The organism is Ruegeria sp. ABD4_443 (assembly GCF_056160865.1).
On the sequence record NZ_JBSWYA010000002.1, the window covers coordinates 56,958 to 78,815 of the forward strand.

The following is a 21,858-nucleotide window of genomic DNA, read 5'->3' on the forward strand; positions in this document are numbered from 1 at the left end:
CCTTTGCTATAGGCCAAACCGAGCGCGAACGCCGTCCCAGATCGCGGCCAGCACGCCTTCGGGATGGGGTGAATAATTCGGCAAGGCCAGACGCGTGATCCGTGCGTCGATCAATGCAGGCTTGCCGCTGGCCAGCGCCGCGCCAAAGGCGTCTTCGAACTCGTCCAGTGTTTCGGCGACATAGCCCTCGGCCCCGCAAGCGCGGGCATAGGCCGCGTAATCGGGGTTGACGAACTCGGCCAGGCCGGTCTTGAAAAAGGCCGACAGCTGATACAGTTTGATCAGCTTGAATTCGCAATCGTTGAAGATCACCCAGACCACCGGGATGTCATATTGAACGGCAGTCATCAGCTCGAACCCGCTCATCAGATAGGACCCGTCGCCAACGGCGGCCACGACCGGGCGGTGCATCTGGGCGTATTTGGCGCCGATCACGCCGCAGACACCGATCCCCATCGGGCCATAGGTGCCCGGTTTGCGGAAATTCTGCCCTTCCTTAAGCTCCAGGTAATACCCGGCCCAGGCCGCATGGGCCCCGGCATCGGCAAGCACGATCCCGCCCGGTGGCAGCATCTGCGATATCTTCTGCACCATCTCACCGGGGTGCAGTTTCTTTTGCGGTGCGATGATGAACCGTTCGTCGTAATCCTTGGGCCGAAAGTCACGTCGCGCCACCTGCCCGACCGCCGCATCCAGCCGGTCATACAAACCCTGCAGGGCCTGCCGGGCATCGCCCAGGATCACGTGGTCGGCCTTGTAGAACTTGTCGAACTCGCCCGCGTCGGCGTTGATATGTATCAGCGTCTTGCCATCGAACAGCCCCTCGTGAAAATCAAAGGTCGCGTGCTGCGCGAATGAATTTCCGACCGCCAGTACGACATCCGCCCTGGCAAACAGATCCCACGCGGCCTTGTGGCCGGAATCGCAATAAAGCCCGATGGCCAGCGGGTTTTCCTCGGCCACGATGCCCTTGCCGTCCATCGTCGTCAGCAGCGGTATCTGGAACCGCTCGATAAAGGCCCTAGTGACATCATTGGCCCCGGCCAGGATCGCGCCGAACCCGGCCAGCATGACCACGGACTTGTCCGCCTCGATCGCGGCCTGCAATGTGCCCGCGACACGGTCCAGCGCGTCCGAACCCGGTACCACGCCCAATTGCGGCATTCGCAGCGGCCGAAAATTCGTCACTTCGACCTTGGGGTCGGTGATGTCTTCGGCCACGGCGACATGCACCGGGCCGGGTCGCCCTTCGAACGCGATATCTATGGCCTTTTGCAGGATATCAATCAGGTCGTCGGGGTCGGTCACCAGAAAATCGGCCGGTTCGCCGGTGTCGGGGTCCTTTTTGGTGACGGCCCGGAACATCATGCGCGAGTCCGGCGTGCGGGCCAGCCCGGATGTCTCGTTCAGCCCGCCACGCCCCTGCCAGGCCACGGTCGAATAACCGCTGATCGCCAGCAGCGGGTAACTGTCGGTCAGCGCGACGCACATTCCGGAAATCAGGTTGAATGCACCGGGGCCAGCCGTTGCAAAGCACACGCCCAGCTTGCCGCTGAACATGGCATGCCCGCAGGCCATGAACGAGGCCCCCTGTTCGTTCTTGGCGATAACCGGTCTGATCTGTTCAGATGCATCCAGCGCAAGCATCAGACCGGCGGCGTTTTCGCCGGCTCCGCCATAGGCAGCATCGACCCCAATAGTTTCGAGCGCGGCGACAACCGCTTCGTAAACCCGCATCCAACGTCATCCAATAAATTCGAACAATATACGGATAACATACCAGAATTTGCCGATTTACGAAACAGTCTGAACCCATTGCCGCGTAAGGGCCGCCTCAAAGCGCGCCAATCCCGGCGAAAAAGCCCAAGCAATAGACCAAATATTTTCAAGCGGTCACAGCCACTTGCAGGACCTATTGAAACTCTTCCACCGTCAGGCCCGGAAATTGCGCCGCGACCTTGCGCACGACATCCAACGTGGCGGGCAGATCGGTTGTGTCGATGCCTTGGGGCACGCTGTCGGCCGTGGCGAGATATTCGAGAAAGCTTAGAAGATTGGCCATCGCCTCGGGGTTTTGCGGATCGACCGAGACCGCATCGGCAAACCACCGGGCCGGGTCCCGATACGGCCCCAGATCACCGCCCATGCAACACAGGACCGTATCCGTCACGCCCAGCGCGTTGCGGTAATGGGTATCTGTTGGCGCCAATTCTGCCGCACGCAAAAAATCGGCGCGCGCGGCTGGCCAGTCATTTCGTTGCGCGGCCTGGATGATCGCCACCATGCCATGGGCCATTGCCCGAATACCGGGTTCTGCCGCCGTCAACGCATTCTCAAGGTACCGGTTCAGCGCGCCTTCGGCCAGGTCCGGTGCCCAGCGGGGCGTTGGCGCGAATTCCGAAGGTGGCCGCGTTTGTTGCAGCCGCAAAAAGCCCAGCATCCCGTTCAGAAAATCCAGTTCGGGCATGGCCTGATGCAAAGAGCGGGACACCTCGGGATTGACGCGGATGAACCCGTGGCTTGGCTGCCCGCCGAACATGTCATCAATTTCGATCCAGCCCTGCCGGTCGATGATCCGTACGCTGAAGGCGCGCGGCTGATCGGCATGAAAGACCAGTTCATCGCTTGGTGCATTGACGTCTGGCTGCGCAAAGACCTTGCTGGCCTCTTGGAAATCGGCGTTGATCTGGTTGAACAGGGTCTCGGTCACGATGCGCGGCGCAAAGGTCACATCGAGCACCGGCAGCGACGCCCGAAGCACCTGCTGCGTGTCGCCAAGGCGCACAGGCAGGGTCTCGGTCGCATAGTTCATCTGGACCGGCATGCGATAGTCGAACTGATCCGATCCCCGTCGGAACCCCCTGACGCGGGACTGAACAAATATCTGTTCCTCTTCCAGAAAGATGCGCCCCTGCAGCACGATCAAGATCTGCCCCTGCCGCACCGGAGGCGCGGCGCCGCCCACCAGCAACTGATCCAACACGACGTCCGGGTCACAGGTATTGCCCAGAAACATATGCGCAACCACGCCCAGGCTGCCATAGGTCGGCTGGTGCCAACTGTCCAACTTGAACAGCCATGCCAGCCGCTGGGCCGTGTCCTGCAGCCGCTCAAGCCGATCGGCATCGGCGTTTTCGGTATCCGCAGCCGTGGCCGCAAATTCCAGCGGAACGATATTGGCGGCGGCCCCTTCGAATATGAACGGCGACTCGCAAGCCGTTATGCCGCCCGCCAAGGCAGGGCGACCCGCCAGCACGCACAGGCAGAGCACAAGAAAGCCAAGCGCAACACCGCGCCGTGCTGCGTTATCGGGAACAGTTCCAGTCATCACTCGGACCCTCCGCCGGTTTGTTGTGGCAACGGATCAACGCACGCCGCCCTGCCCGCCGGATCGTCACCACGGATTTGCTGCAACACGCCAAGCGCGCTTTGGTCGCCGAATTCATCAACCGACCGCTCGTAGACGCGGGTCGCGCCATCGCGCGAAAAGGCGCCGAGCTTTTCCCACTCGGCCTGCTGCAACCCCAGGAAACCGGGCCGCGGTTTGGCTGCATCCAGCGTGCCGATCGCGTCGCAATAAAATGCCCGCGACCGCAGCAGCAGGGTCTTGCGCTCATCCCCTTGCGGGTTGGCTTCGGCCGCTTTTTCATGCCGCAAGCCCAGCGCCAGCGCAGCCAGAAGGCGCAGCTCTGCGTTGCCCTGGAACAGGTCGGCCAGCCCGGCCTGTATCTGGGCCTGTTCATACAGCGCCTCGTGATAGCCCGGCATACGGGGCGGCTGTGCATTGTGGTATTCGTAATGCCTGAGCGGGACGACAACATAGGCAACGATGATGTCCCCATCGCTGACCCGCGCGCCCACTTCAAGCAGAACGCGCTCGTCGTTCAGCACACCGGTCACGGTGGCGTCGTAGTTGTTGGATTCGCGCATCTGCCTTTGCGGGCAGTAGATGATCTTGGCCAATGACCCGAGCGATGCATCCGCCGTGTCAAAATGCATCTCGAACGCGGCCAGCAATGCCCGCCGTTTCCGCTCACTGACCGAGCGGACCAGGTCCATGGATCCGATAATCAGCTTGTTGACCGTGGGGGCCTCATTCGGACACCCCTGCAATTGCGCCCTGACCGGCTGACCCAGAACCACGCAAAACAGCACAGCAATCATCAGCGGTCCGACGGTCCGCAAACGGACACGCGTTGCATCCCGGACGGTTATCAAAACTTCCACCATGGTCTGTTCCTTTGTTGCGCCCGCGCGATCTGCTTCAACGACTTTTCAATGGCCTTTTGGAAATTCACGGCCTGTTCACCCGCCGGTACGCCCGCAATGCCGGGGTTTTGCTGCAACCGCTGCAACGGGCCTGCCGCTGCACGGCACGGGACCGACCCGGCAATTTCAACCGCAACCTTGCGGGTCTGCCACCTGAAGGTTCGCGTGGGGTCGTCGATCACCCGGATGATGACCTCGCAAGTGGCGTCATTGGCAATCAAACCGGCCTGTTCCAGCCCCAGTTTCCCCCATCCAACCTGCAATTCGTTGCCGTGCTCGACAATCTGCACCAGCGGATAGGCCGCGACCCCGCCGAACCCGCCCAACGCCAGGGCGGTGGCCTTGGAGCGGGCCGGGTTGGCCGAAGATTCCAAACTGTTCAGCTCGATCACATAGGTTTTCAGCTTATCCGCCGCATCGGCGCTGAACTGGGCGCGTTTCAGGTCCAGCTCGACGCTCTGGATCAACAGGTAGCCAAGGAAAAAGGCCACGCCCGTCTTGATCAACGCGGTCAGAAGATCGGCAAACCATTTGCCCAGCGCGTTCGGTTTTTTGTCTGGCTTCGCGGCCTCGACCGGCCTGTCCTGCCCCGAGCTGCGCGCATAAAGAAACAGAGCTTCCGAGTTTTCAGAGCCCTTTTGCGTCGGGGTATGTGAAACGTTCTCGGCCATCCTGACAATGTCTGTGCGATCCTTGAACCAAGCCAAATCTATCACATTTTTGCCAAATCCCGAAGGCGCATGGCCCCCAAGGCCCCTGAAACGGGCCTCCGTTCAGGCGCCGCTTTTGCGACAACCCGTGCCGCGGCAAGGGAAATGTGATAGGTTGGGCGCCAGGCATTTGTTCAACGCACGAGGCCGGTTGTGGCGAAATCCGAGGTAAAGCTGCGTTATTTCGCAATCGCGTTGTTGCCCGTCTGCATTTTCGGGATTCATGAATTGATCCAGCACAACCTGATTGCTGTCGAACTGGACGTGCCGCACGGGATACTTGAACAGGACCGCCCCTGGCTCGAGTCGGTCGGGCGGTTCCGGTTCCTGGCTGCGTCATGGTTCTTTGCCGCGCTTGCGGTGCTTGCCGTCGCTATCCTGGTGCGCACGCTATCGCGACCCATGAGCGGCAGGACACGGGCCGCCGCCATAGTGACAACGCTGGCCATCCTGGCACTGGCAGTCACGCCGACCATTCAGCAAATCGCGTCGTCACAAGACCCGCGCATTTATCACCAGGTCGGAAAAGAGCTGTTCGAGTCCGCGCTGTCGCAGGGGGTGCTGCCGGGCTGCGCGGCGGCGGATGACAGGTGGCTGTTGGGGCGGTGTGGCGAGATCCCGGTGTTTTCCATGTTCCGGCGGGTTCTTGATATCATCAACGCCCTGGCCGGTCTGGCGGTTGGCGCGCTGATTGTCGGCATGATCCTGTGCCTGGCATCGGCCCATGAAACAGGCGCAGAACGGCAGGCACAGGAACTCGGCCGAAACCTGCGCCAGATGCGGCAGCAACTGTACCTGGCCAGCCTGATCCTGACCTTTGGCATGTTCTTTGCGACCAGTTGGATGTACTGGCCCCTGCCCCTGATTGCCGAAGGTGACAAGGCCGCCTATAGCGCCTTGGTGACGGCATCGGCCCTGTTTACCGGAACCTATTTCTGCCTGTTGATGCTCAGCTTTTACCTGCCCGTCGCTCTTGTCCTGGACAGCCGGATCAAACGCCTGGCCGAAGCCGTCAACCAAAGCGGGCCCGAGGCCCCGGCGATTGACATCGACGACTGGCGCGCGGCGCACGGGCTGAAAGAAGGCACCAGCGACATCCTGCGCGCCGGGTTCGCTCTGGCCGCGCCGATCCTTGCGGCCTTTGCCGGTGGCATCACGCCGCTGGCTCTGTAGGACCGCAGCGCGCCTTTCGAAATAAGCTGTTTTCTGGTATGATCCCATGGCGGGCCGGACAGTTTGGCCCGCGTTTGCATGCGCCAACCGCCATGCTGCCCGGCCTGATCGACGTCATCCCCAATCCCTGCATTTCAGGTTTGGGATGCATAACCAGCACAGGACGGGCGGGACGATTTCGGCGACAGCAGCGCAATGTACTGTTGGGGGGGCCAGCGCGACGACGACATGGCCACGCGGGTGTCACATGGCGCGCTGCATTGGCTCATGGCGATGCGCGTTGCGCAATTCCCCGGTCGCAGCCGGCCTGCGGGTCCATTTTGACCCGATCCGGCATTCGGGCTCCGGCGCGCTGCCGGGGCGACCGGCGACGTTTCACTGAATTTCTCAGGGCCGTACCGGCCCCGCATTTAAGGAGACCGATATGGCCGACAACACCCGCCCCGATCCCATCCCCACAGATGAACTGCGCCGCATGCTGTTTGACCCCTCGGTACCGGACGAGGACCTGGCCGCCTACATGATGCTGGATGTCGGCGGAAGCCGCGCCTTTGCGCCCGTTGTCCGGGTGAACCCCGGCCTGTTGCTGCCGCCGGTTGCCGGCAGCGGACTTGGCAGCGCGCTTCAGGGCGCAATCGCCCTGGGCGGTCTGAACGACGTTTCCCGTGAACGCAGGCGGCTGGAATACCGGGCCAAAATTGCGGCGGGTTGGAACGGCCTCAAGATCGTGTCGGAAGGCGACAGCTGGTTTCAGTACCCGTTCCTATTGCAGGATGTGATCGACCATCTGTCCCGCAAACACGCGATCCTAAGCCTGGGGGCCGCAGGTGACACGCTGGATGACATATTCACCCAGAACGAGGTCGTCGCCGCCTGTCTGGCCGAACGTCCCGATGTTGTCTTGCTCAGCGGTGGCGGCAACGACCTGCTGGGCGGCGGCAACCTTGCGGCAGTGGTGCGCAACTTTACGCCGGGCCTGGATGCCGAGGGGCATATCACCCGAGCCTTTGACCGAACCCTGGATGCAGTGATCCGGCATGTCCGCAACATTACCAATGGTATCGCCGCCGCGGTTCCCGGCACGCCGATCCTGATCCACACCTATGACCACGCGATTCCCGACAACGGCCGCTGGCTGGGTCGCCCGCTGCGGTCGCGCGGGATTGTCGATACCGGTCTGCAACGGGATATCGTGCAAATCCTGATTGATCGCTGGGCGGATGCCTTGGGCAGGCTTGCCCGCGAACCGGGATTGGCTGGCAAGTTGCATGTCGTCAATTGCCGCGGCACGATCCCCGACAGCGGGTGGGAGGACGAGCTGCACCCGAACTCATCCTCATTCGGCAAGGCGGCCCGCAAATTCGAAACCACCATCCAGCGCGTGACCGGCGGGGCGCAACCGTCGCAGGCGCTTGGTGCGCTTGGAACCCTGCGCCGCCCCGCAGCCGAGGAAACGGCGCTGGCAAACACCGTTATCCATCTTGCCGATCACTTTGACGAGGCCATTTTGCTGTCTGAAATCGGGCGCCGGGCATCGATGGAACGGACCGGCGCATCCGGTGCGATGATGGCAATGGCACGCGCGTCCGAAAGCGTCCCCGAGGCCAGCCTGACGGGCGGCTATCCGGCCTTTCGACAACTAGGAGCCCGCATTCTGGCCCGCGCACATCGCGAGTTGCACGCGCTGTTGTGCGGCAAGGACGATGCCGACAAGGCCGACCGCGAGGCGCTGCGCGACGCCTTCAACATCGGCCAAGGGGCGCTGGCTGCCGCAATTGCGGGGCTGTTGGCCAGCGGACCGTTGGGCCTGACGGCCTTTGTCGCCGCCCCCGTCGCAGCCATCATCGTGCGCCGGTTCCTGGCACCCAGCTGGGAGGAAACCTGTACGCTTTGGGGTGAAAAGCTGCAGGGCGGCGGCTCGGCCCATGCAAGCCTGACCATGGCGCAGCAAGGAATTCAAGCGGTCAAACCCAACGCCGACCGGTTCTGCATAGCCTTCAAGAAAGCCCCGTCAGAGGACGATGCGCAGACGCTGCAAGGCGCAAAGGCCGCCTTGCTGGACAGCGCGAAATGGCCGCTCAATTCCGTAATCAGGGTTCGTTTCCTGGACGGGTCGGACCATCTGCGCGAACGGGTCGAACATTTTGCCCGGCAATGGGTTGCCGAGGATATGGCAGCGCTGACATTCGAGTTCGTCACCGAAGGCGACGCCGAAATCAGGGTGGCCTTCCAGCAAGGCGCAGGGTCCTGGTCGCTGCTGGGCACCGACTGCCTGCTTGAAACCGATCAGACCAAAGCCACGATGAATTATGGCTGGCTGACGGACCAATCGGACGATGTCGAAATCCGCGAGGTCGTGCTGCACGAATTCGGCCACGCGCTTGGCCTGGTGCATGAACACCAAAACCCCGATGGCGGGATCGAATGGGACGAAGACGCCGTGATCGAAGACCTGTCCGGCGCCCCGAATTTTTGGGACGAAGCAACGGTCCGGCACAACGTTCTGAAACATTACGAACCGGGCGAACTGTTGATGACCCAGATCGACCCGCTGTCCATCATGATGTATCCGATCCCCAACAAATGGACCGTCGGGGACTTTGAAACCGGGTTCAACACCGATTTCAGCCCATCGGACCGAGAGCTTATCCGCCGCGCCTATCCTGCGCTTTGAGGGTTGGCAGGCAATGGCGCAAAATGATCTGGCCCTGCTGATCGCGATAAAGCGGTATCCCGGTTTCGGCGGCAATGCCGCCTCGGGGTCGCAAAACCTGAAAGGCCCTGAAAACGACGCTTTGGCCTTTTACGACTGGCTGACGGACCCCAATGGCGGGGACGTTCCGGCGGCGCATATCTTTCGCAAGACCTCGGCCGATTTTCCGGCGGGCGGCCAGATCGGCCCGGCGCAGGCTCATCTGAAACAGGAACTGGATGCGCTTAGGTCCGAGCTTAAGAAGACGCCGAAAAAGCGCAGGCTTTACATCTATGTCAGTGGCCACGGGTACGGGCGACGCCGGACCGAAGGCGGGCTGTACCTGGCCGATGCCACGCAGACCAGCCTGACGAACCTGTTCGTGACGGATTACTTCCACTGGTTTCTGGACGCGGCGCATGTCGAGGAATGTGTCCTGTTCTACGATGCCTGCATGGATCAGGGACGCCTGGCCGCCCCTACCCCGATTCACTGGCGGCGAGAGATCCGCGCCCATGGTCACAACACAAAGGCCGTCGGCGCCTTTGCCGCGCGGTTCGCCGGGCGCGCGGTCGAAGGCACAATGGCCGATGGCAAGGCCCATGGCGCGTTTTCCTATGCGCTGAAACTGGCACTGGAAGGCGCAGCGGCCGTCGTGGACGCAAATGGCGACAGGGTGATCACCAGCGACAGCCTTCGGGACTATTTGATTGCAACCATGCACAAACTGATGACCGACGCCCAACGCCAGCACCCGATGGTGTCGACCGAGCCGGATTTCGGGCCATTTGACTCGCTGACGCTGGTCAGGAATGCACCAGTGTTCCAACGCCCTGTCGAGGTTTCGCTGCCGCCCCCGGTTGCGAATGCAACCCTGCATCTGGCCAATGCCGCGCTGGACGATCTTGGCCCGGTTTCCGCCAACGGCGGGCGCGTGACCCTGACGCTTGAGCCGGGGCTTTTCAGTCTTTCGCATGATGATGGCTGGGAAGCCGCGTTCGAATTCACCGGCGCCGAAACCCTTATTGACCTTGGATGACAGGATCAGGACGATGCCGATACTGACAGTGCAGGCCCAGGATGAAACCACCGAGATATTCGTGGTCGCGACGGATTTCGCGCTTAGGGCCCGTGGCGCACGGCGGCTGAAACAGGACCTGGAGCCCGGCATTTACAAGGTCCGCGCCGTGTCGGGACGCAGCGAATGGCAGCGCGTTGTCGTTCTGCGGGACAATATGAATATCGACGTCCCCACGATCGAGTTTGGCTCGGCGGCCCCGCTTGCCCATACCAGCCGAACCCATGAAACCCACATGAGCGCCGCAGAACAAGCCGCCCCACCCGACCTGGACGAGGACACGCACGCCGCGTTTGTCCATTCTGCCGGACCGGCCAGCAGGCCGTCGCATTCGGGGTCTCTGGTCTTTATGGCGCGCTGGTGGACACCTTGGCACGACAGTGGCCCGCAAAAGTTGAACGACCCGGCCTGGGGCGCAAGCCTGGCCACCGGCGGCGGGCGGCGGCTGATGTCACTGGCCTCGCGCGGCGAAGGCGCGCGGTACGAGGCGCAGACCGAGGCCGGATCACAGATCGCCCCCGTAGCCACTTGGTTTTCCGGCGATTTGGCCCAGGACCGCTATTCTGGTGTTTCGCTGCGCGCGCATCCCGGAATTTACACCCTTGGGCTTTACGACGGCGAAGGAAAATCGGAACAGCCCATAACCATCCTGCCCGGATGGCGCACCCATGTCTTTGCCCTTTACGAGCCCTCGCAAGGCGGAGGCGGCGACGTCTGGACCGGGCCGCGCAAACGTCTGGTGGACATATCCGTCCACATCACCCGCGGCGGCCTGAGCGTATCTGACGACATCGTGCGCCTGACCGATGCGGCTAGGTTTGCGCTGGCTGACGAACGGTCCAGCGCGACCAGCGAATTGCTGAACTATGTGCGCGGCAAGTTTCAAAACCCGATGCTGGGCCTATACGGCGCGCATCTTCTGCTGTTGCTGAAACAAAAGGCGTCCGCGGCCAGTATCGAGCGGCCCGTTGGTTATGATGACGGGCTGTTCCACGAAGTTCTTGAAAACACCGCGTCCTTGTTTGGCGAGGATCATCCTGACATCGCCGCGCTGCGCGGGAAAGACGCCCGCACGGAAACCCTGCGCTTTCCGCCGATGCTGTCGCATGGATGGAAAAACCTGTTGGACGCCTCTGCCGACCGGCCCGAACTTGTGCCGCCACGTCTTTGGCGCCGAACCGCCCAGAGAACCCGGACAGAGCCGTTTTTTGCCTGGCGCATTCCCCAGTACCAAAGCGAGCAGATCATGCTTCGCCAGATCGACCTGACCCGCGCCGTTCTGGATGCCGCCGCCGAACAGGAACGCTATGATCCCGACGCGGCGGGTCTGCGGGACCGGACGGCAGACCCCAGGATACGCGACAGCTTTGTACGCGACTGCATCGCCCGGTTCGAGGCCCCGCGATCCGTGATCGACATGATCCTGTGACCGTCATCGGGACCCGTTCCCGTTTGCCCATACAGGGCACAGCACAGCCCGAACAGTGATTTTTCGCGAAAAGCCTGTGGCGGAGAGACAGGGATTCGAACCCTGGAGACGGTTTCCCGCCTACACACTTTCCAGGCGTGCGCCTTCGACCACTCGGCCACCTCTCCGTGCCGGCGATACTTGGACCATCGAAATTGATTTTGCAAGGCCCCTTTGACGGGATTTTGCAGCCGATCCGCAGATGCAATCACACAACGGGTCCGGGCGGGTCAAACCTCGTCGCTGCCGTCCGAATCCAGGTCCGCCTCGGTCAGGTCCACAGGGTGTGACTGGCCCGTCTTATCCGGTGCCGATACTGCCGGTTCAGGGTCGGACGGCTGCTGTGGCCTGTCTTTCAGAACTTCGGGGTTCCGCAGCCAGAGATCACGCTGGGCAAACGGAATCTCGATCCCTTCTTCGACAAAACGTTTGTTGATCTCGTGGTTCATGTCGGATTTGACGGACAGCACCCAGTTCACATCCCTCAGGATCGCCCTGATCTCGAAATCCAGGCTGTCTGCGCCAAACCCCTGGAACACAACGCTTGGTGCCGGGTTGGCCAGGACCATCGGATGGCTGTTTGCAATCTCGCCCAGGATTTTCTCGACCCTGCGGGTATCGGTGCCATAGGCCACGCCGACCGGCACGATCACACGGCCAACCGTGTTGCCGCGGGTGTAGTTGGTGACAACGCCGCTGATCAGGTCGGAATTGGGGACGATCAGATCGGTACGGTCAAAGGTCTCGATCCGGGTCGAACGAACCGAAATGTCGCGGACATATCCCATTTTGCCATTCACATCGATCCAGTCCCCTTTCGAGATCGGACGTTCGACAAGCAGGATGATCCCGGACACGAAGTTTGACACGATGGTCTGCAGGCCAAAACCGATCCCGACCGAGAGGGCACCGGCAACAATTGCAAGCGACGACAGATCGAACCCGGCCACCATGATCGCGGCAAGCGCGGCCAGGAAAATGCCAACATACCCTGTTCCGGCGACAATCGCATTCTGCCCGCCGGGGTCGATGCTGGTTTTCGGCAGCAACGAGTTGCGCAGACCGCTCTGCAATAGCCGGGTCAACATGTATCCGATGGCGAAAACCGCCACGAAGGTCAGGAAATTGCTGGGCGAGATCGTAACGCCGCCGATGTCAAACCCAAGCAGAAGCCGTGACCATGCCTCGCTCAGGTCGGTTTCCCGCGCGCCCCAGTAAATGGCCAGGATCGGAAGGGACAAGATGGCCAGCACGAACCCGACCAGAACCGAAAACAGCGAATCCCGCGCCGCGTCCCCCTGCCCTGAAATCCAGCCGTAAAGCTGGCTTACAAAACGCTGCAGGATCACAAGCGCGGCGATCAGGACAAGCGTCTTGACCGCCGGGAACACAACAGCCTCGGCCGCGTTGGTATAGCCAAAGACCGCAAGGATCGGGCTGACGATCCCAAGGACAAAAAGCGCGCGGCGCAAGAATTCGACCAGTTGGCTGAACCCGGCCGCCCGCGAAGACGACGCCTGTTCCGGCTGGCCGGGTGCCTGTTCCTTGCTGCGGATCTGCCGGATTCGAAGCAACAGAAGTGATGTGCCGACAATGATCGGAAAACTGACAACCGCCCGCGTGGCATCCGAAATGTTCTCGATCTGCTCGAACAGTATCGCCAGTTCATGAAAGATCAGCATGAAGGCCAACAGGTCGATATAAACCCGCAGTTCGGTGATCTTCTTGGCCGAAATCTTCTGGAAATTTTGGGCGGCCCCGAACAGGAATATCTGCCGGCCGATCCAGTCAAAGTAAAAGATGATCGCGGCCCAATAGGGTATGTCCTGAAACAGCAAGGTCCCACGGACGCCCAGAACGCCCGTCAGGACCACGGCGGTGACCAGCAGCGTCACCCCCAACCACGGCAGGAAAATCCGAAACAGCGACGCCACAAAGGTCCAGACACCGCTGCCCTGACCACCGATGCGCCGCAAATAATCCCCGGCCCGTTCGGACCAGCGTTTTCCATAGACCAACAGGATCGCCGCGACCACGACCAGGACAACAATCGCAAGCGCGCGCTCGCGCACTTGTTCTCGAACGGTATCAGATCGCAGGTTCTCGGCGGTTTCGTTGATAAGCCCTCGGGCCGCTTCCTTTATGTCGCTCCAGGCAGGGCCCCAATAGATCGGGTTGATCGGTGATGGCCCGCGCTTCAACAGCTCTTTCTTCTGCCGCGTACGGACGATCTGATCGATCTCGCTGATCAGCCCGTTGGCGCGGCTGTATGCTTCCTCGGAAATGATCCGGGGCACGCGCAGGCTGTTCAACTGCGCCTCAAGATGAGACCGCAGCTTGGCGATATCCTCGGGTTCATCCGTGCCGTCATCGGGCTTGGGCCCAAGCGCCTTGATCTGGCTTTCCAGGGTCTGGATCCGGTCCGTATTCGCCCGCCGGGCCGTGTTGAAGTCTTCTCTGTAATCGTTTATTTCTGAACGCAAATTCTCAAGCGAGGCGTTCGAGGCGCGATTGGCCTCGATCACGGATTCGGCACGGTCGGCGGTGCTGATCCAGCCCTTGTAATATTCGCTTTGGCGATCCGATAACTGGGCCCAGGCGGTTCCGGCCATTGCAATGGTCGCGACCGCTGCAACAGCCAGAAACAGGCGGACCAGCCGTCCCATTATACGTCCTCGAAAACGCCGGGTATGCTGCGTGGGGCTTCTGTCATCCACTCAGGCACCGGAAGTTCCTTTTCACGCAGGAATTCGGGGTTGAACAGTTTGGACTGGTACCGGGTGCCATAGTCGCACAGAACCGTCACGATCGTGTTCCCCGGCCCCATTTCCCTGGCCAGCCGAACCGCGCCGGCAATGTTGATCGCGGTGGATCCGCCCATGACCAAACCTTCGTCCCGCAACAGATCAAAGATATAGGGCAGCGCCTCGTTGTCGGTGATCTGGTAGGAATGGTCGGGTGTGAACCCTTCCAGGTTCTTGGTGACCCGCACCTGCCCGATCCCCTCGGCGATCGAGCCGCCTTCCATCGCGATCTCGCCGGTCGTGTAATAGGAAAACAGCCCCGCTCCCATAGGATCGGCCAGACCGATCGTCACGCCCTTGGGCTGCAACGCCTCGGCGACACCGGCCAGGGTTCCACCCGACCCGACCGCGCAGACAAAACCGTTGACCCGTCCGCCCGTCTGTTCCCAGATTTCCGGACCGGTGGTTTCCACATGCGACTGACGGTTGGCGACATTGTCGAACTGGTTGGCCCAGATCGCACCATTTGGTTCGGATTGGGCCAGTTCCTCGGCCAGGCGGCGCGAATAGTGGACAAAGTTGTTGGGGTTGCGATACGGCGCTGCGGGCACCTGAACCAGTTGCGCCCCGGCAAGGCGCAGCATGTCCTTTTTCTCTTCGGATTGGGTTTCAGGGATGACGATAACGGTTTTGAAACCCATCGACGCGCCCACCAGCGCCAGCCCGATCCCGGTGTTTCCCGCCGTGCCCTCGACGATTGTTCCGCCCGGTTTGAGATCACCGCGCGCAATGGCATCGCGGATGATATACAGCGCCGCACGGTCCTTGACCGACTGGCCGGGGTTCATGAATTCGGCCTTGCCCAGAATTTCACATCCCGTTTCCTCGCTGACGCGGCGCAGCCGGATCAACGGTGTTTTTCCTACTGCGTCGGCAAGATCTCGTGCAATGCGCATGGCGCCCTCGTTTCAAATGGTAACAATGCAGATTTACAGGTGCCATGCCGCAACCACAAGGCGGGAGTCATCCCCGCAGGCGTTCGCGGTGACGCGCCAGCCAATGCGCCAGTGACAGCAGCGGCAAGTCCTTGAAACACCCCCGATCCACCCGGTCGATGAAATCGGCGAACGGTATGATCTGGCTGCGAATATCTTCGCCTTCGGTGTCCTTTCCCCCGGCTTGTGTCGTATGCGTCAGCTCCGCAAGACCAACGAAAAGATACAAGAACTCGGTAGACGATCCGCTGGACGAATAGGCGCGTCCGGCGGGTTCCAGATGCGCAAGCGCGATCTGCGCCTCTTCCTGCGCTTCGCGAAGCGCGGCAGCTTCCGGAGTTTCGCCCGGATCGATCATCCCCGCCACCGGTTCCCACATCCAGGGGTCCGGGTCGTCGTTCAGAAAGACCGGGGGGCGGAACTGTTCGACCAGCAAAACCGTGTCGCGCTGCGGATCATAGGGCAGCACGACAACCGCACTGCCCTGCATCAGCGCGCTGCGGTCCAGGACAGGCCCCATGGTGCCGTCATATTGGCGGTGACTGACCTGAATCTCTTCCATGCCGAAATAGTTGATATAGGCATGGGTGTGCCGATGCACGATCACATCCCCCGGCGACCTGCTGTCGGCAATGCAGCCGCGTTCCCGGGCCGCAAGTTTTGCCCAGGCGCGCGTGCGGATGGCATTGAAACTGTCTGCAATCCGGTCACAGCCGACCTTGCCGTAATAGGCCATGACCTCGGCCGCCGCCGTGACCGAGACCGGGCCCCACGCATCCACCCAATCCGGCAACGACCACGGTTTGCCGGGGGTCCAGCGACCGGGCTTTGGGAAAAACACCTGTGCCTGAGCCCGCGTTTCGTCCCGAACGGTCACGCTCAGGGTTTCTGTGCCATAGTCGAACCCGCCTTCGTAAAAGGCCAGCCGCGCGAGATCGTCCTCGGTCAGGTCCCGCACCAGCAACCCGGATGCGGTCTGCCCGGCTTCGGCAACAATCATGGGAAAGGGCTGATCCTGAACCCAATATACCGCGTGGTCCGCAAGCGTTGCCTCGAAAACGGCAATCCCCGCTGCGGGCCGGCCCAAAACAAGCTCAAGCAATGGCACATGACGCAAAGTGCCGTAGAAAAACAGGTCTGCCAAATCCGGTCTCGTCTTCTGCGTAAATTTCCTAGCGCCAGCGCCGCCACGCGATTTCCGTCAGAATGCCCGACAGCAGCGCGCCAAATGCCAGCGTGGCAATGATTTCCGGTGCCAGCAATTGTTCCCCATAGGCGACGCCGATCTGGAAGATGGCCAGCAGCGCCTCGAACGGGCCATCATAACGGTGCCGCATCGCCAGGCGGAACATCTCGTACGTGCCCTGCACGAACAGGCCCCAGAACACCAGCGAGACAACACCGGTCAACCCGTTGTTGACGGCGGCCGTCCATCCCTTGCCTGCCCGTTTTCCCATGATGATCCAGCCACACAGGAACCCCAGGATCAGGTTGATATGGGTGAAATACCCATAGGCTTTGCCCTCTTCGCCGTTGTCGATGATCATCCCCGAAACCAGAAAGGCCACCACCATCAGACAGGCCGCGGCAACAAGACGTGAGGCAGTGGGCATTCGTAGTTTCCGTTCGTCAGTTGGGTTTCGCTAGGGTGATCTGTGTCACATCGCAATTGCCCGTGTCAAAGGCTGCGCCACAAGCGGTCAAATAATAATTCCACATGCGGCGAAAACGCTCGTCAAAGCCCATATCGGCGATCTGGTCCCATTTGGCATTGAATGTCTCGTACCAGCGCCGCAGCGTCAGGTCATAGCTTTGGCCAAACTCTTTCGAGCGCACAAAAGTCAGACCTGCCGCGGCAATCTGTTCCCGCAGCACCGCAGGCGCTGGCAACATGCCGCCCGGAAAGATGTATTTCTGAATGAAATCAACGCCATTCCGGTATACGTCCCACCGGAAATCAGCGACGGTAATGATCTGCAATGTGGCTTGCGCACCGGGCTTCAACCGGTCGCGAACCGTTTCGAAATAAACCGGCCAGTATTTCTCGCCCACAGCCTCGAACATCTCGATGGACGCGATGCCATCATACTGGCCCCGCTCATCGCGATAGTCCTGCAGCTTGAACGACACCCGATCAGAAAGACCTGCATTATCAATACGCTGCCTTGCAAAGCTCAACTGTTCCTGACTGATTGTAAGGCCCGTCACCCGCAGGTCGCGTTCGCGCGCGGCATATTCGGCGAACCCACCCCAGCCACAGCCGATTTCCAGGATGTGATCGCCGGGTTTTGCGCCCATTTCATCCACCAGGCTGGCATATTTGGCCGTTTGGGCCTTTTCCAGGCTTTCCTGCCCGGTCTCGAAGATGGCGCTGGAATAGGTCATGGTCTCATCGAGCCACAGCGCATAGAACGCATTGCCCAGATCATAGTGGTACGAGATGTTCTTTTTGGCCTGGGATCGGTTGTTCCGGTGCAGCCAGAAACGCAACCGCTCATAGGCGCGAACCAGAAAGGCCCCGGTGAAATCGTCATATACCGTTTCGGTTCCCAGATGCACCAGGTCCATGAACGCGCGCAGGTCTGGCGTGCTCCACCCGCCTTCAAGATAGGCATCCGAAAAGCCCAGTTCGCCTTCGCGGATAAGCCGGGCAAATACGTCGGGATCGTGAATATCGACGCGCGCGACCGGGCCGGGCTTATCACCCTTGGACCGGAAAATCCGACCATCGGGCAAGGAAATATCCAACTGGCCAGCGTTCATGGACGCCAACATTCTGAAGACTTGCGCAAAGTACCTGGGCAGGTTTTCCTGCCCGTGTGTGGTCGTCAGGATCATCCGCTTTTCCCCTGTGCGGTATCGCGATCAGGCTAGGGCGGGATTCTGTTTCTGGCAAGTTTTCAGTTCCTTACCGCCTATTTGCATGGTTTTCGGCCATTTCCGGCGGTGTCGCGCACCAGCTTCAGCGCCCTGCCCGGCGGCGTCCGGCAGGGCGGCGTATCAGGCCGCCCCCGCCGCGCCGGGCTGCAAAGGCCCCGTTACAGGACACGGTCCAACGCGTCGATCAACTGCTCGGTTTCGGCGGCCGAGGTATAGTGCGTAAAGCTGACGCGCAGGACCCCCTTGTCCAGGTCAACGCCCATCGCCTGCAACGGGCGCACAGCGTAAAAGTCACCGCCACTGGCCATGATGCCGTGCTGCGACAGGGCGGCGGCCACCTCGGCTGCGGGTTGGTGCAAGGCCAATGCCACGGTCGGCGCGCGCCGGGTCGCATCGGATGGACCGATCAGGCGAATGTCATTCCGGTCGCGCACCGCATCCAGAACAGGCTGCAACAGGGCGATTTCATGTGCGCGCATCAGATCATGGACAAAGGCCGCCCGGTCCGCCCCTGGCCCATCCGGGCCGCCATGGTGTTGGCACAAAAGATCGACATAATCCGCCATACCGGCGCTGGCCGCGATCTGGGCGTGATCGGGTCCGGCAGGGGTAAAACGTTTATACAGCACATCCGCATTGAAATAATGCGCCTGGTTGGGCAGCAATTCACCCAAGGCCTGCCGGATCACCATGCAACCCTGATGCGGGCCATAGGTCTTATAGGCCGAAAACAGGTAAATATCGGGGCCAAGGTTTCCAACATTGGGAAACCCGTGCGGCGCATAGGACACGCCGTCGACACAGACAAAGGCACCGGCCGCGTGCGCAATCGCCGTTATCTGTGTCACCGGGTTGATCTCACCAATAACGTTCGAGCAATGCGGGAAACAGACCAGCCTGACCTTGTCATCCAACAGGTCTTCGAGGTGTTGCGGGTTCAATGACCCTGTCTCTGGGTCGATCCGCCATTCGCGTATCTCGATCCCGTCAGCGGACAGGTTCCGCCACGGGCCTGAATTTGCCTCATGATCCTGGTTGGTCACGATGATCGCCTCGCCGGGCTGCATCCATTGCCGAAACGCCTGCGCCAGAACATAGGTGTTCTGCGTGGTCGATGGGCCAAAGCTCAGCTCATGGGTTTCCACGCCCAGGATCTCGGCCATGCGCGCCCGCGCCTCGTCCATCTCAGCCCCGCCCAGCCGGCTTGCCTCGTAAGGCGCATAGGGCTGAACCTTGCGCTGCGTATAAAACCGCGTCAGCCGATCGATCACCGGCTTACAGGTATAAGACCCGCCCGCATTCTCGAAAAAGGCCTGGCCCTGCAACTCGGGCCGGGAAAACGCGGGAAACTGATCCCGGACATAGTCAATATCAAGAGTGCTCATCACACGCCCCTTTGTCGTCATGCGCCCTGCTTTTGAGAATTGCCCACGCATGACCCCGGACCACCCTCTCCGAAAACATGGCAGGTCTTCCAGCCGAACCGGCAAGACCGACATTCAGCGACGGCGGCACCGGCAGCCCCATTCGTGCCCTGACAGGCCCAAGGGACACGCGCAGTAAGCCCTTTGCAAACCAAATGGTCAAGCACCCTGACTGATGACAGAAACTGTCATTGGGCCATGCAAGTATAAAGCTGCAACAAGCGACAAGAGGATTACCATGAGCTTTCAACCAAAGGACTTTCTGGTCTGGGGCGAACTGCCCGTAACGGATATGGACAAGGCGGTCGCCTTCTATGCGGCGGTGACGGGTGCGGATCTCAGCATTGATACATCCGGGCCAAACCCCATGGCGGTGTTTCGGCCGGAAAATCCGGGCACCGGCGTTGGCTTGCACCTGTACCCCGGAAAGCCTGCCAAGACAGGCCAGGGCCCCACGCTGCACCTGTCGGCGCAAGGGCAGCTGGAGGACGTCATGACCCGCGTGACGGCGGCTGGTGGACAGGTGGTGTCCGAACCGATCCAGGTTCCGCCCGGCCGGTTCTTCTATGCCCTTGACCCCGACGGAAACTCGGTCGGTTTTTTCGAAGGTCCGTAAACAAAAAAGACCCCGGCCAGACGCCGGGGTCTTTCATCTTGCGGTCTGTTTTCACGCTCAGCGGCGGCGGCGTTCGTTTGCCAGTCCGATGAAAATCGACACGCACATCACGACCAGGACGATCGCAAACGGAAACCCGGTCGCAATCGCCGCAGCCTGAAGCGCGCCAAGCCCGCCGCCCAAGAGCAGCACAATGGCAATCGCGCCTTCCAGAACGCACCAGAACACGCGCTGCGCCGTCGGCGCGTCGATCTTGCCGCCTGCCGTGATCGTGTCAATGACCAGAGAGCCCGAGTCCGAACTGGTCACGAAGAACACGACGACCAGCACGATACCGACAAAGGACAGCAGCCCTGTCATCGGAAAGGCCTCGAACATCTTGAACATCTTCAGCTCAAGCGCCGCGTCCGACAGCGCCTGCCCCGACCCGGACAGCACCTGATCCAGTGCCGCGCCACCGAAAACGCTCATCCACAGGGCGCCGACGACGGTCGGGATCACGATGACGCAGGTTACGAATTCGCGCACGGTCCGGCCACGGGAAATCCGGGCGATGAACATGCCCACGAAAGGCGACCAGGAAATCCACCAAGCCCAGTAGAAGGTTGTCCAGCCCTGCATGAAATTGGTGTCTTCGCGACCGATCCAATTGGACAAGGCAGGCAAAGCGACGACATATTCGATCAAGCTGTCGAAGAACCCTGTCAGTATCGCGATGGTCGGGCCAAGGATGAGAACCAGCAAAAGCAAAGCAGCCGCCAGAATCATGTTGGCCTCGGACAGGCGTTTGACGCCCTTGTCCAGACCGGCAACGACCGACACCAGCGCAAAGGCGGTAATCAGGCCGATCAACAGAACCTTCATCCCGTCGGTGATCGGGACATCGAAAAGATAGTTCAACCCGGCCAGCGCCTGTGTCGCCCCCAACCCCAACGAGGTTGCGAGCCCGAAAATGGTCGCGAAGACGGCCAATACGTCAATGATATGCCCCAACGGACCCCAGGTCGCCTCTCCGAACAGGGGGTAGAACACGGATCGCATGGTCAGCGGCAAACCCCGGTTAAAGCTGAAAAACGCCAGCGCCAGCGCCACAACGGCATAAACGGCCCAAGGATGCAGACCCCAGTGAAATATCGTGGCCGCCATGGCCAGTTTCCTGGATGCTTCGGGGTCTTCCAGACCCGCGCCCAGCGGTGCCCAGTCCGTACGAACCCCGTCTTCGCCCACGGCCACACCGCCAAGCGACGCCCCATAGTGCGAGATCGGCTCGGCCACGCCCCAGAAGACAAGGCCAATGCCCATGCCTGCGGCAAACAGCATCGAGAACCAGCCCGCATAGCTGTAATCGGGTTTGGCGTCATCACCGCCAAGCCGGATCGAGCCATAGGGGGTCACGATCAGCAACAGCGAGAACACGACAAAGATATTGGCCGCCAGCATGAAGACCCAGTCGAATTTGCTGGTCAGCGCCGGGCGCAGCCATCCGAAGAACTCTACCGCCTGCTCCCGGAAAACCAGCGAAAAGAACACGAATGCGATGATGGTCAGACCCGATACGGCAAAGACCGGGTTATGTACGTCCAGACCCAGGATCTGAACATTGTCCTGACCGACCTCATAGTCGGTCTCTGAGTTTTCTGTACTGTCAGACATACTCTCTCCCTCTCTCAAGTGGTGTTTCAGTCTTCAGCGAACGAACGGGCCAACCGTTTCGCCACCGAGACCCAATGAACGCCAAAACCGACATCTGCGGCGATTTCTTGCCGCAGATGCACGTGGGAATTCCGAAATGGAATTGGTTGGGTGACC

16 protein-coding genes and 1 tRNA gene are annotated in these 21,858 nt (G+C 60.9%); 5 read left to right on the plus strand and 12 right to left on the minus strand.

Annotation, left to right across the window (positions count from 1 at the left end; genetic code table 11):
* Positions 1-6: 6 nt before the first annotated feature.
* The 4 genes from ACXAG8_RS04405 to ACXAG8_RS04420 form a co-directional block, all read right to left on the minus strand.
* Positions 7-1,737 (minus strand): thiamine pyrophosphate-binding protein, encoded by a 1,731-nt coding sequence (locus tag ACXAG8_RS04405; protein ID WP_475222515.1) that lies wholly within the window; start codon positions 1,735-1,737, stop codon positions 7-9.
* A 175-nt stretch (positions 1,738-1,912) separates the two neighbouring features.
* Positions 1,913-3,328: a tetratricopeptide repeat protein gene (locus ACXAG8_RS04410; RefSeq protein ID WP_475222516.1), complete on the minus strand. Its 1,416-nt coding sequence runs from the start codon at positions 3,326-3,328 to the stop codon at positions 1,913-1,915.
* Positions 3,328-4,230 carry a hypothetical protein gene (locus tag ACXAG8_RS04415; RefSeq protein WP_475222517.1) on the minus strand — a complete coding sequence of 301 codons (903 nt, stop codon included), beginning with the start codon at positions 4,228-4,230 and terminating at the stop codon, positions 3,328-3,330. Before ACXAG8_RS04415 ends, ACXAG8_RS04410 begins: the two co-directional genes overlap by 1 nt.
* Entirely contained in the window at positions 4,215-4,940 is a 726-nt protein-coding gene (locus ACXAG8_RS04420; protein ID WP_475222518.1) for a hypothetical protein, read from the minus strand. The genes ACXAG8_RS04415 and ACXAG8_RS04420 overlap by 16 nt, the downstream gene beginning before the upstream one ends.
* A gap of 192 nt (positions 4,941-5,132) precedes the next feature.
* On the opposite strand from ACXAG8_RS04420, the gene ACXAG8_RS04425 reads away from it, so the two are divergent.
* From ACXAG8_RS04425 to ACXAG8_RS04440, 4 genes are all read left to right on the plus strand, one after another.
* A complete protein-coding gene (locus tag ACXAG8_RS04425) occupies positions 5,133-6,152 on the plus strand; it encodes a hypothetical protein (RefSeq protein ID WP_475222519.1) in 1,020 nt (339 codons plus the stop codon).
* Between the two features lie 424 nt (positions 6,153-6,576).
* Positions 6,577-8,826 (plus strand): GDSL-type esterase/lipase family protein, encoded by a 2,250-nt coding sequence (locus tag ACXAG8_RS04430; protein WP_475222521.1) that lies wholly within the window; start codon positions 6,577-6,579, stop codon positions 8,824-8,826.
* A 13-nt stretch (positions 8,827-8,839) separates the two neighbouring features.
* Positions 8,840-9,883, plus strand: a complete 1,044-nt coding sequence (locus tag ACXAG8_RS04435; protein WP_475222522.1) for a caspase family protein — start codon at positions 8,840-8,842, stop codon at positions 9,881-9,883.
* A 13-nt stretch (positions 9,884-9,896) separates the two neighbouring features.
* Positions 9,897-11,351 (plus strand): hypothetical protein, encoded by a 1,455-nt coding sequence (locus ACXAG8_RS04440; RefSeq protein WP_475222523.1) that lies wholly within the window; start codon positions 9,897-9,899, stop codon positions 11,349-11,351.
* A 77-nt stretch (positions 11,352-11,428) separates the two neighbouring features.
* Here ACXAG8_RS04440 and ACXAG8_RS04445 read toward each other — a convergent pair.
* From ACXAG8_RS04445 to ACXAG8_RS04475, 7 genes are all read right to left on the minus strand, one after another.
* Positions 11,429-11,518 (minus strand) — tRNA-Ser (locus ACXAG8_RS04445).
* 102 nt (positions 11,519-11,620) lie between these two features.
* On the minus strand, positions 11,621-14,056 hold the full coding sequence (locus tag ACXAG8_RS04450) for a DUF3772 domain-containing protein (protein WP_475222525.1): 2,436 nt from the start codon (positions 14,054-14,056) through the stop codon (positions 11,621-11,623).
* The gene (locus ACXAG8_RS04455; protein WP_475222526.1) at positions 14,056-15,090 is read right to left on the minus strand and encodes a cysteine synthase A; all 1,035 of its coding nucleotides are present in this window, start codon (positions 15,088-15,090) and stop codon (positions 14,056-14,058) included. Before ACXAG8_RS04455 ends, ACXAG8_RS04450 begins: the two co-directional genes overlap by 1 nt.
* A gap of 67 nt (positions 15,091-15,157) precedes the next feature.
* Complete coding sequence (locus ACXAG8_RS04460; RefSeq protein ID WP_475222527.1) at positions 15,158-16,273, minus strand: NUDIX domain-containing protein; 1,116 nt, start codon at positions 16,271-16,273, stop codon at positions 15,158-15,160.
* Positions 16,274-16,301: 28 nt separating this feature from the next.
* Positions 16,302-16,742 carry a TrgA family protein gene (locus tag ACXAG8_RS04465; RefSeq protein WP_475222528.1) on the minus strand — a complete coding sequence of 147 codons (441 nt, stop codon included), beginning with the start codon at positions 16,740-16,742 and terminating at the stop codon, positions 16,302-16,304.
* A gap of 16 nt (positions 16,743-16,758) precedes the next feature.
* Complete coding sequence (locus ACXAG8_RS04470) at positions 16,759-17,967, minus strand: class I SAM-dependent methyltransferase (RefSeq protein ID WP_475222531.1); 1,209 nt, start codon at positions 17,965-17,967, stop codon at positions 16,759-16,761.
* Positions 17,968-18,167: 200 nt separating this feature from the next.
* Positions 18,168-19,394 carry an aminotransferase class V-fold PLP-dependent enzyme gene (locus tag ACXAG8_RS04475; protein WP_475222533.1) on the minus strand — a complete coding sequence of 409 codons (1,227 nt, stop codon included), beginning with the start codon at positions 19,392-19,394 and terminating at the stop codon, positions 18,168-18,170.
* A gap of 277 nt (positions 19,395-19,671) precedes the next feature.
* On the opposite strand from ACXAG8_RS04475, the gene ACXAG8_RS04480 reads away from it, so the two are divergent.
* Positions 19,672-20,049, plus strand: a complete 378-nt coding sequence (locus ACXAG8_RS04480) for a VOC family protein (protein ID WP_475222534.1) — start codon at positions 19,672-19,674, stop codon at positions 20,047-20,049.
* A 57-nt stretch (positions 20,050-20,106) separates the two neighbouring features.
* On the opposite strand, the gene ACXAG8_RS04485 is transcribed toward ACXAG8_RS04480, so the two are convergent.
* Positions 20,107-21,702, minus strand: a complete 1,596-nt coding sequence (locus ACXAG8_RS04485; protein ID WP_475222535.1) for a BCCT family transporter — start codon at positions 21,700-21,702, stop codon at positions 20,107-20,109.
* Between the last annotated feature and the right edge of the window lie 156 nt (positions 21,703-21,858).

Coding starts and splice junctions, on each gene's coding strand:
- ACXAG8_RS04430 (WP_475222521.1), top strand. CDS start 6,577: ATGGCCGACAACACCCGCCCCGATCCCATCCCCACAGATGAACTGCGC.
- ACXAG8_RS04475 (WP_475222533.1), bottom strand. CDS start 19,394: ATGAGCACTCTTGATATTGACTATGTCCGGGATCAGTTTCCCGCGTTT.
- ACXAG8_RS04435 (WP_475222522.1), top strand. CDS start 8,840: ATGGCGCAAAATGATCTGGCCCTGCTGATCGCGATAAAGCGGTATCCC.
- ACXAG8_RS04480 (WP_475222534.1), top strand. CDS start 19,672: ATGAGCTTTCAACCAAAGGACTTTCTGGTCTGGGGCGAACTGCCCGTA.
- ACXAG8_RS04420 (WP_475222518.1), bottom strand. CDS start 4,940: ATGGCCGAGAACGTTTCACATACCCCGACGCAAAAGGGCTCTGAAAAC.
- ACXAG8_RS04465 (WP_475222528.1), bottom strand. CDS start 16,742: ATGCCCACTGCCTCACGTCTTGTTGCCGCGGCCTGTCTGATGGTGGTG.
- ACXAG8_RS04440 (WP_475222523.1), top strand. CDS start 9,897: ATGCCGATACTGACAGTGCAGGCCCAGGATGAAACCACCGAGATATTC.
- ACXAG8_RS04470 (WP_475222531.1), bottom strand. CDS start 17,967: ATGATCCTGACGACCACACACGGGCAGGAAAACCTGCCCAGGTACTTT.
- ACXAG8_RS04410 (WP_475222516.1), bottom strand. CDS start 3,328: ATGACTGGAACTGTTCCCGATAACGCAGCACGGCGCGGTGTTGCGCTT.
- ACXAG8_RS04415 (WP_475222517.1), bottom strand. CDS start 4,230: ATGGTGGAAGTTTTGATAACCGTCCGGGATGCAACGCGTGTCCGTTTG.
- ACXAG8_RS04405 (WP_475222515.1), bottom strand. CDS start 1,737: ATGCGGGTTTACGAAGCGGTTGTCGCCGCGCTCGAAACTATTGGGGTC.
- ACXAG8_RS04450 (WP_475222525.1), bottom strand. CDS start 14,056: ATGGGACGGCTGGTCCGCCTGTTTCTGGCTGTTGCAGCGGTCGCGACC.
- ACXAG8_RS04485 (WP_475222535.1), bottom strand. CDS start 21,702: ATGTCTGACAGTACAGAAAACTCAGAGACCGACTATGAGGTCGGTCAG.
- ACXAG8_RS04455 (WP_475222526.1), bottom strand. CDS start 15,090: ATGCGCATTGCACGAGATCTTGCCGACGCAGTAGGAAAAACACCGTTG.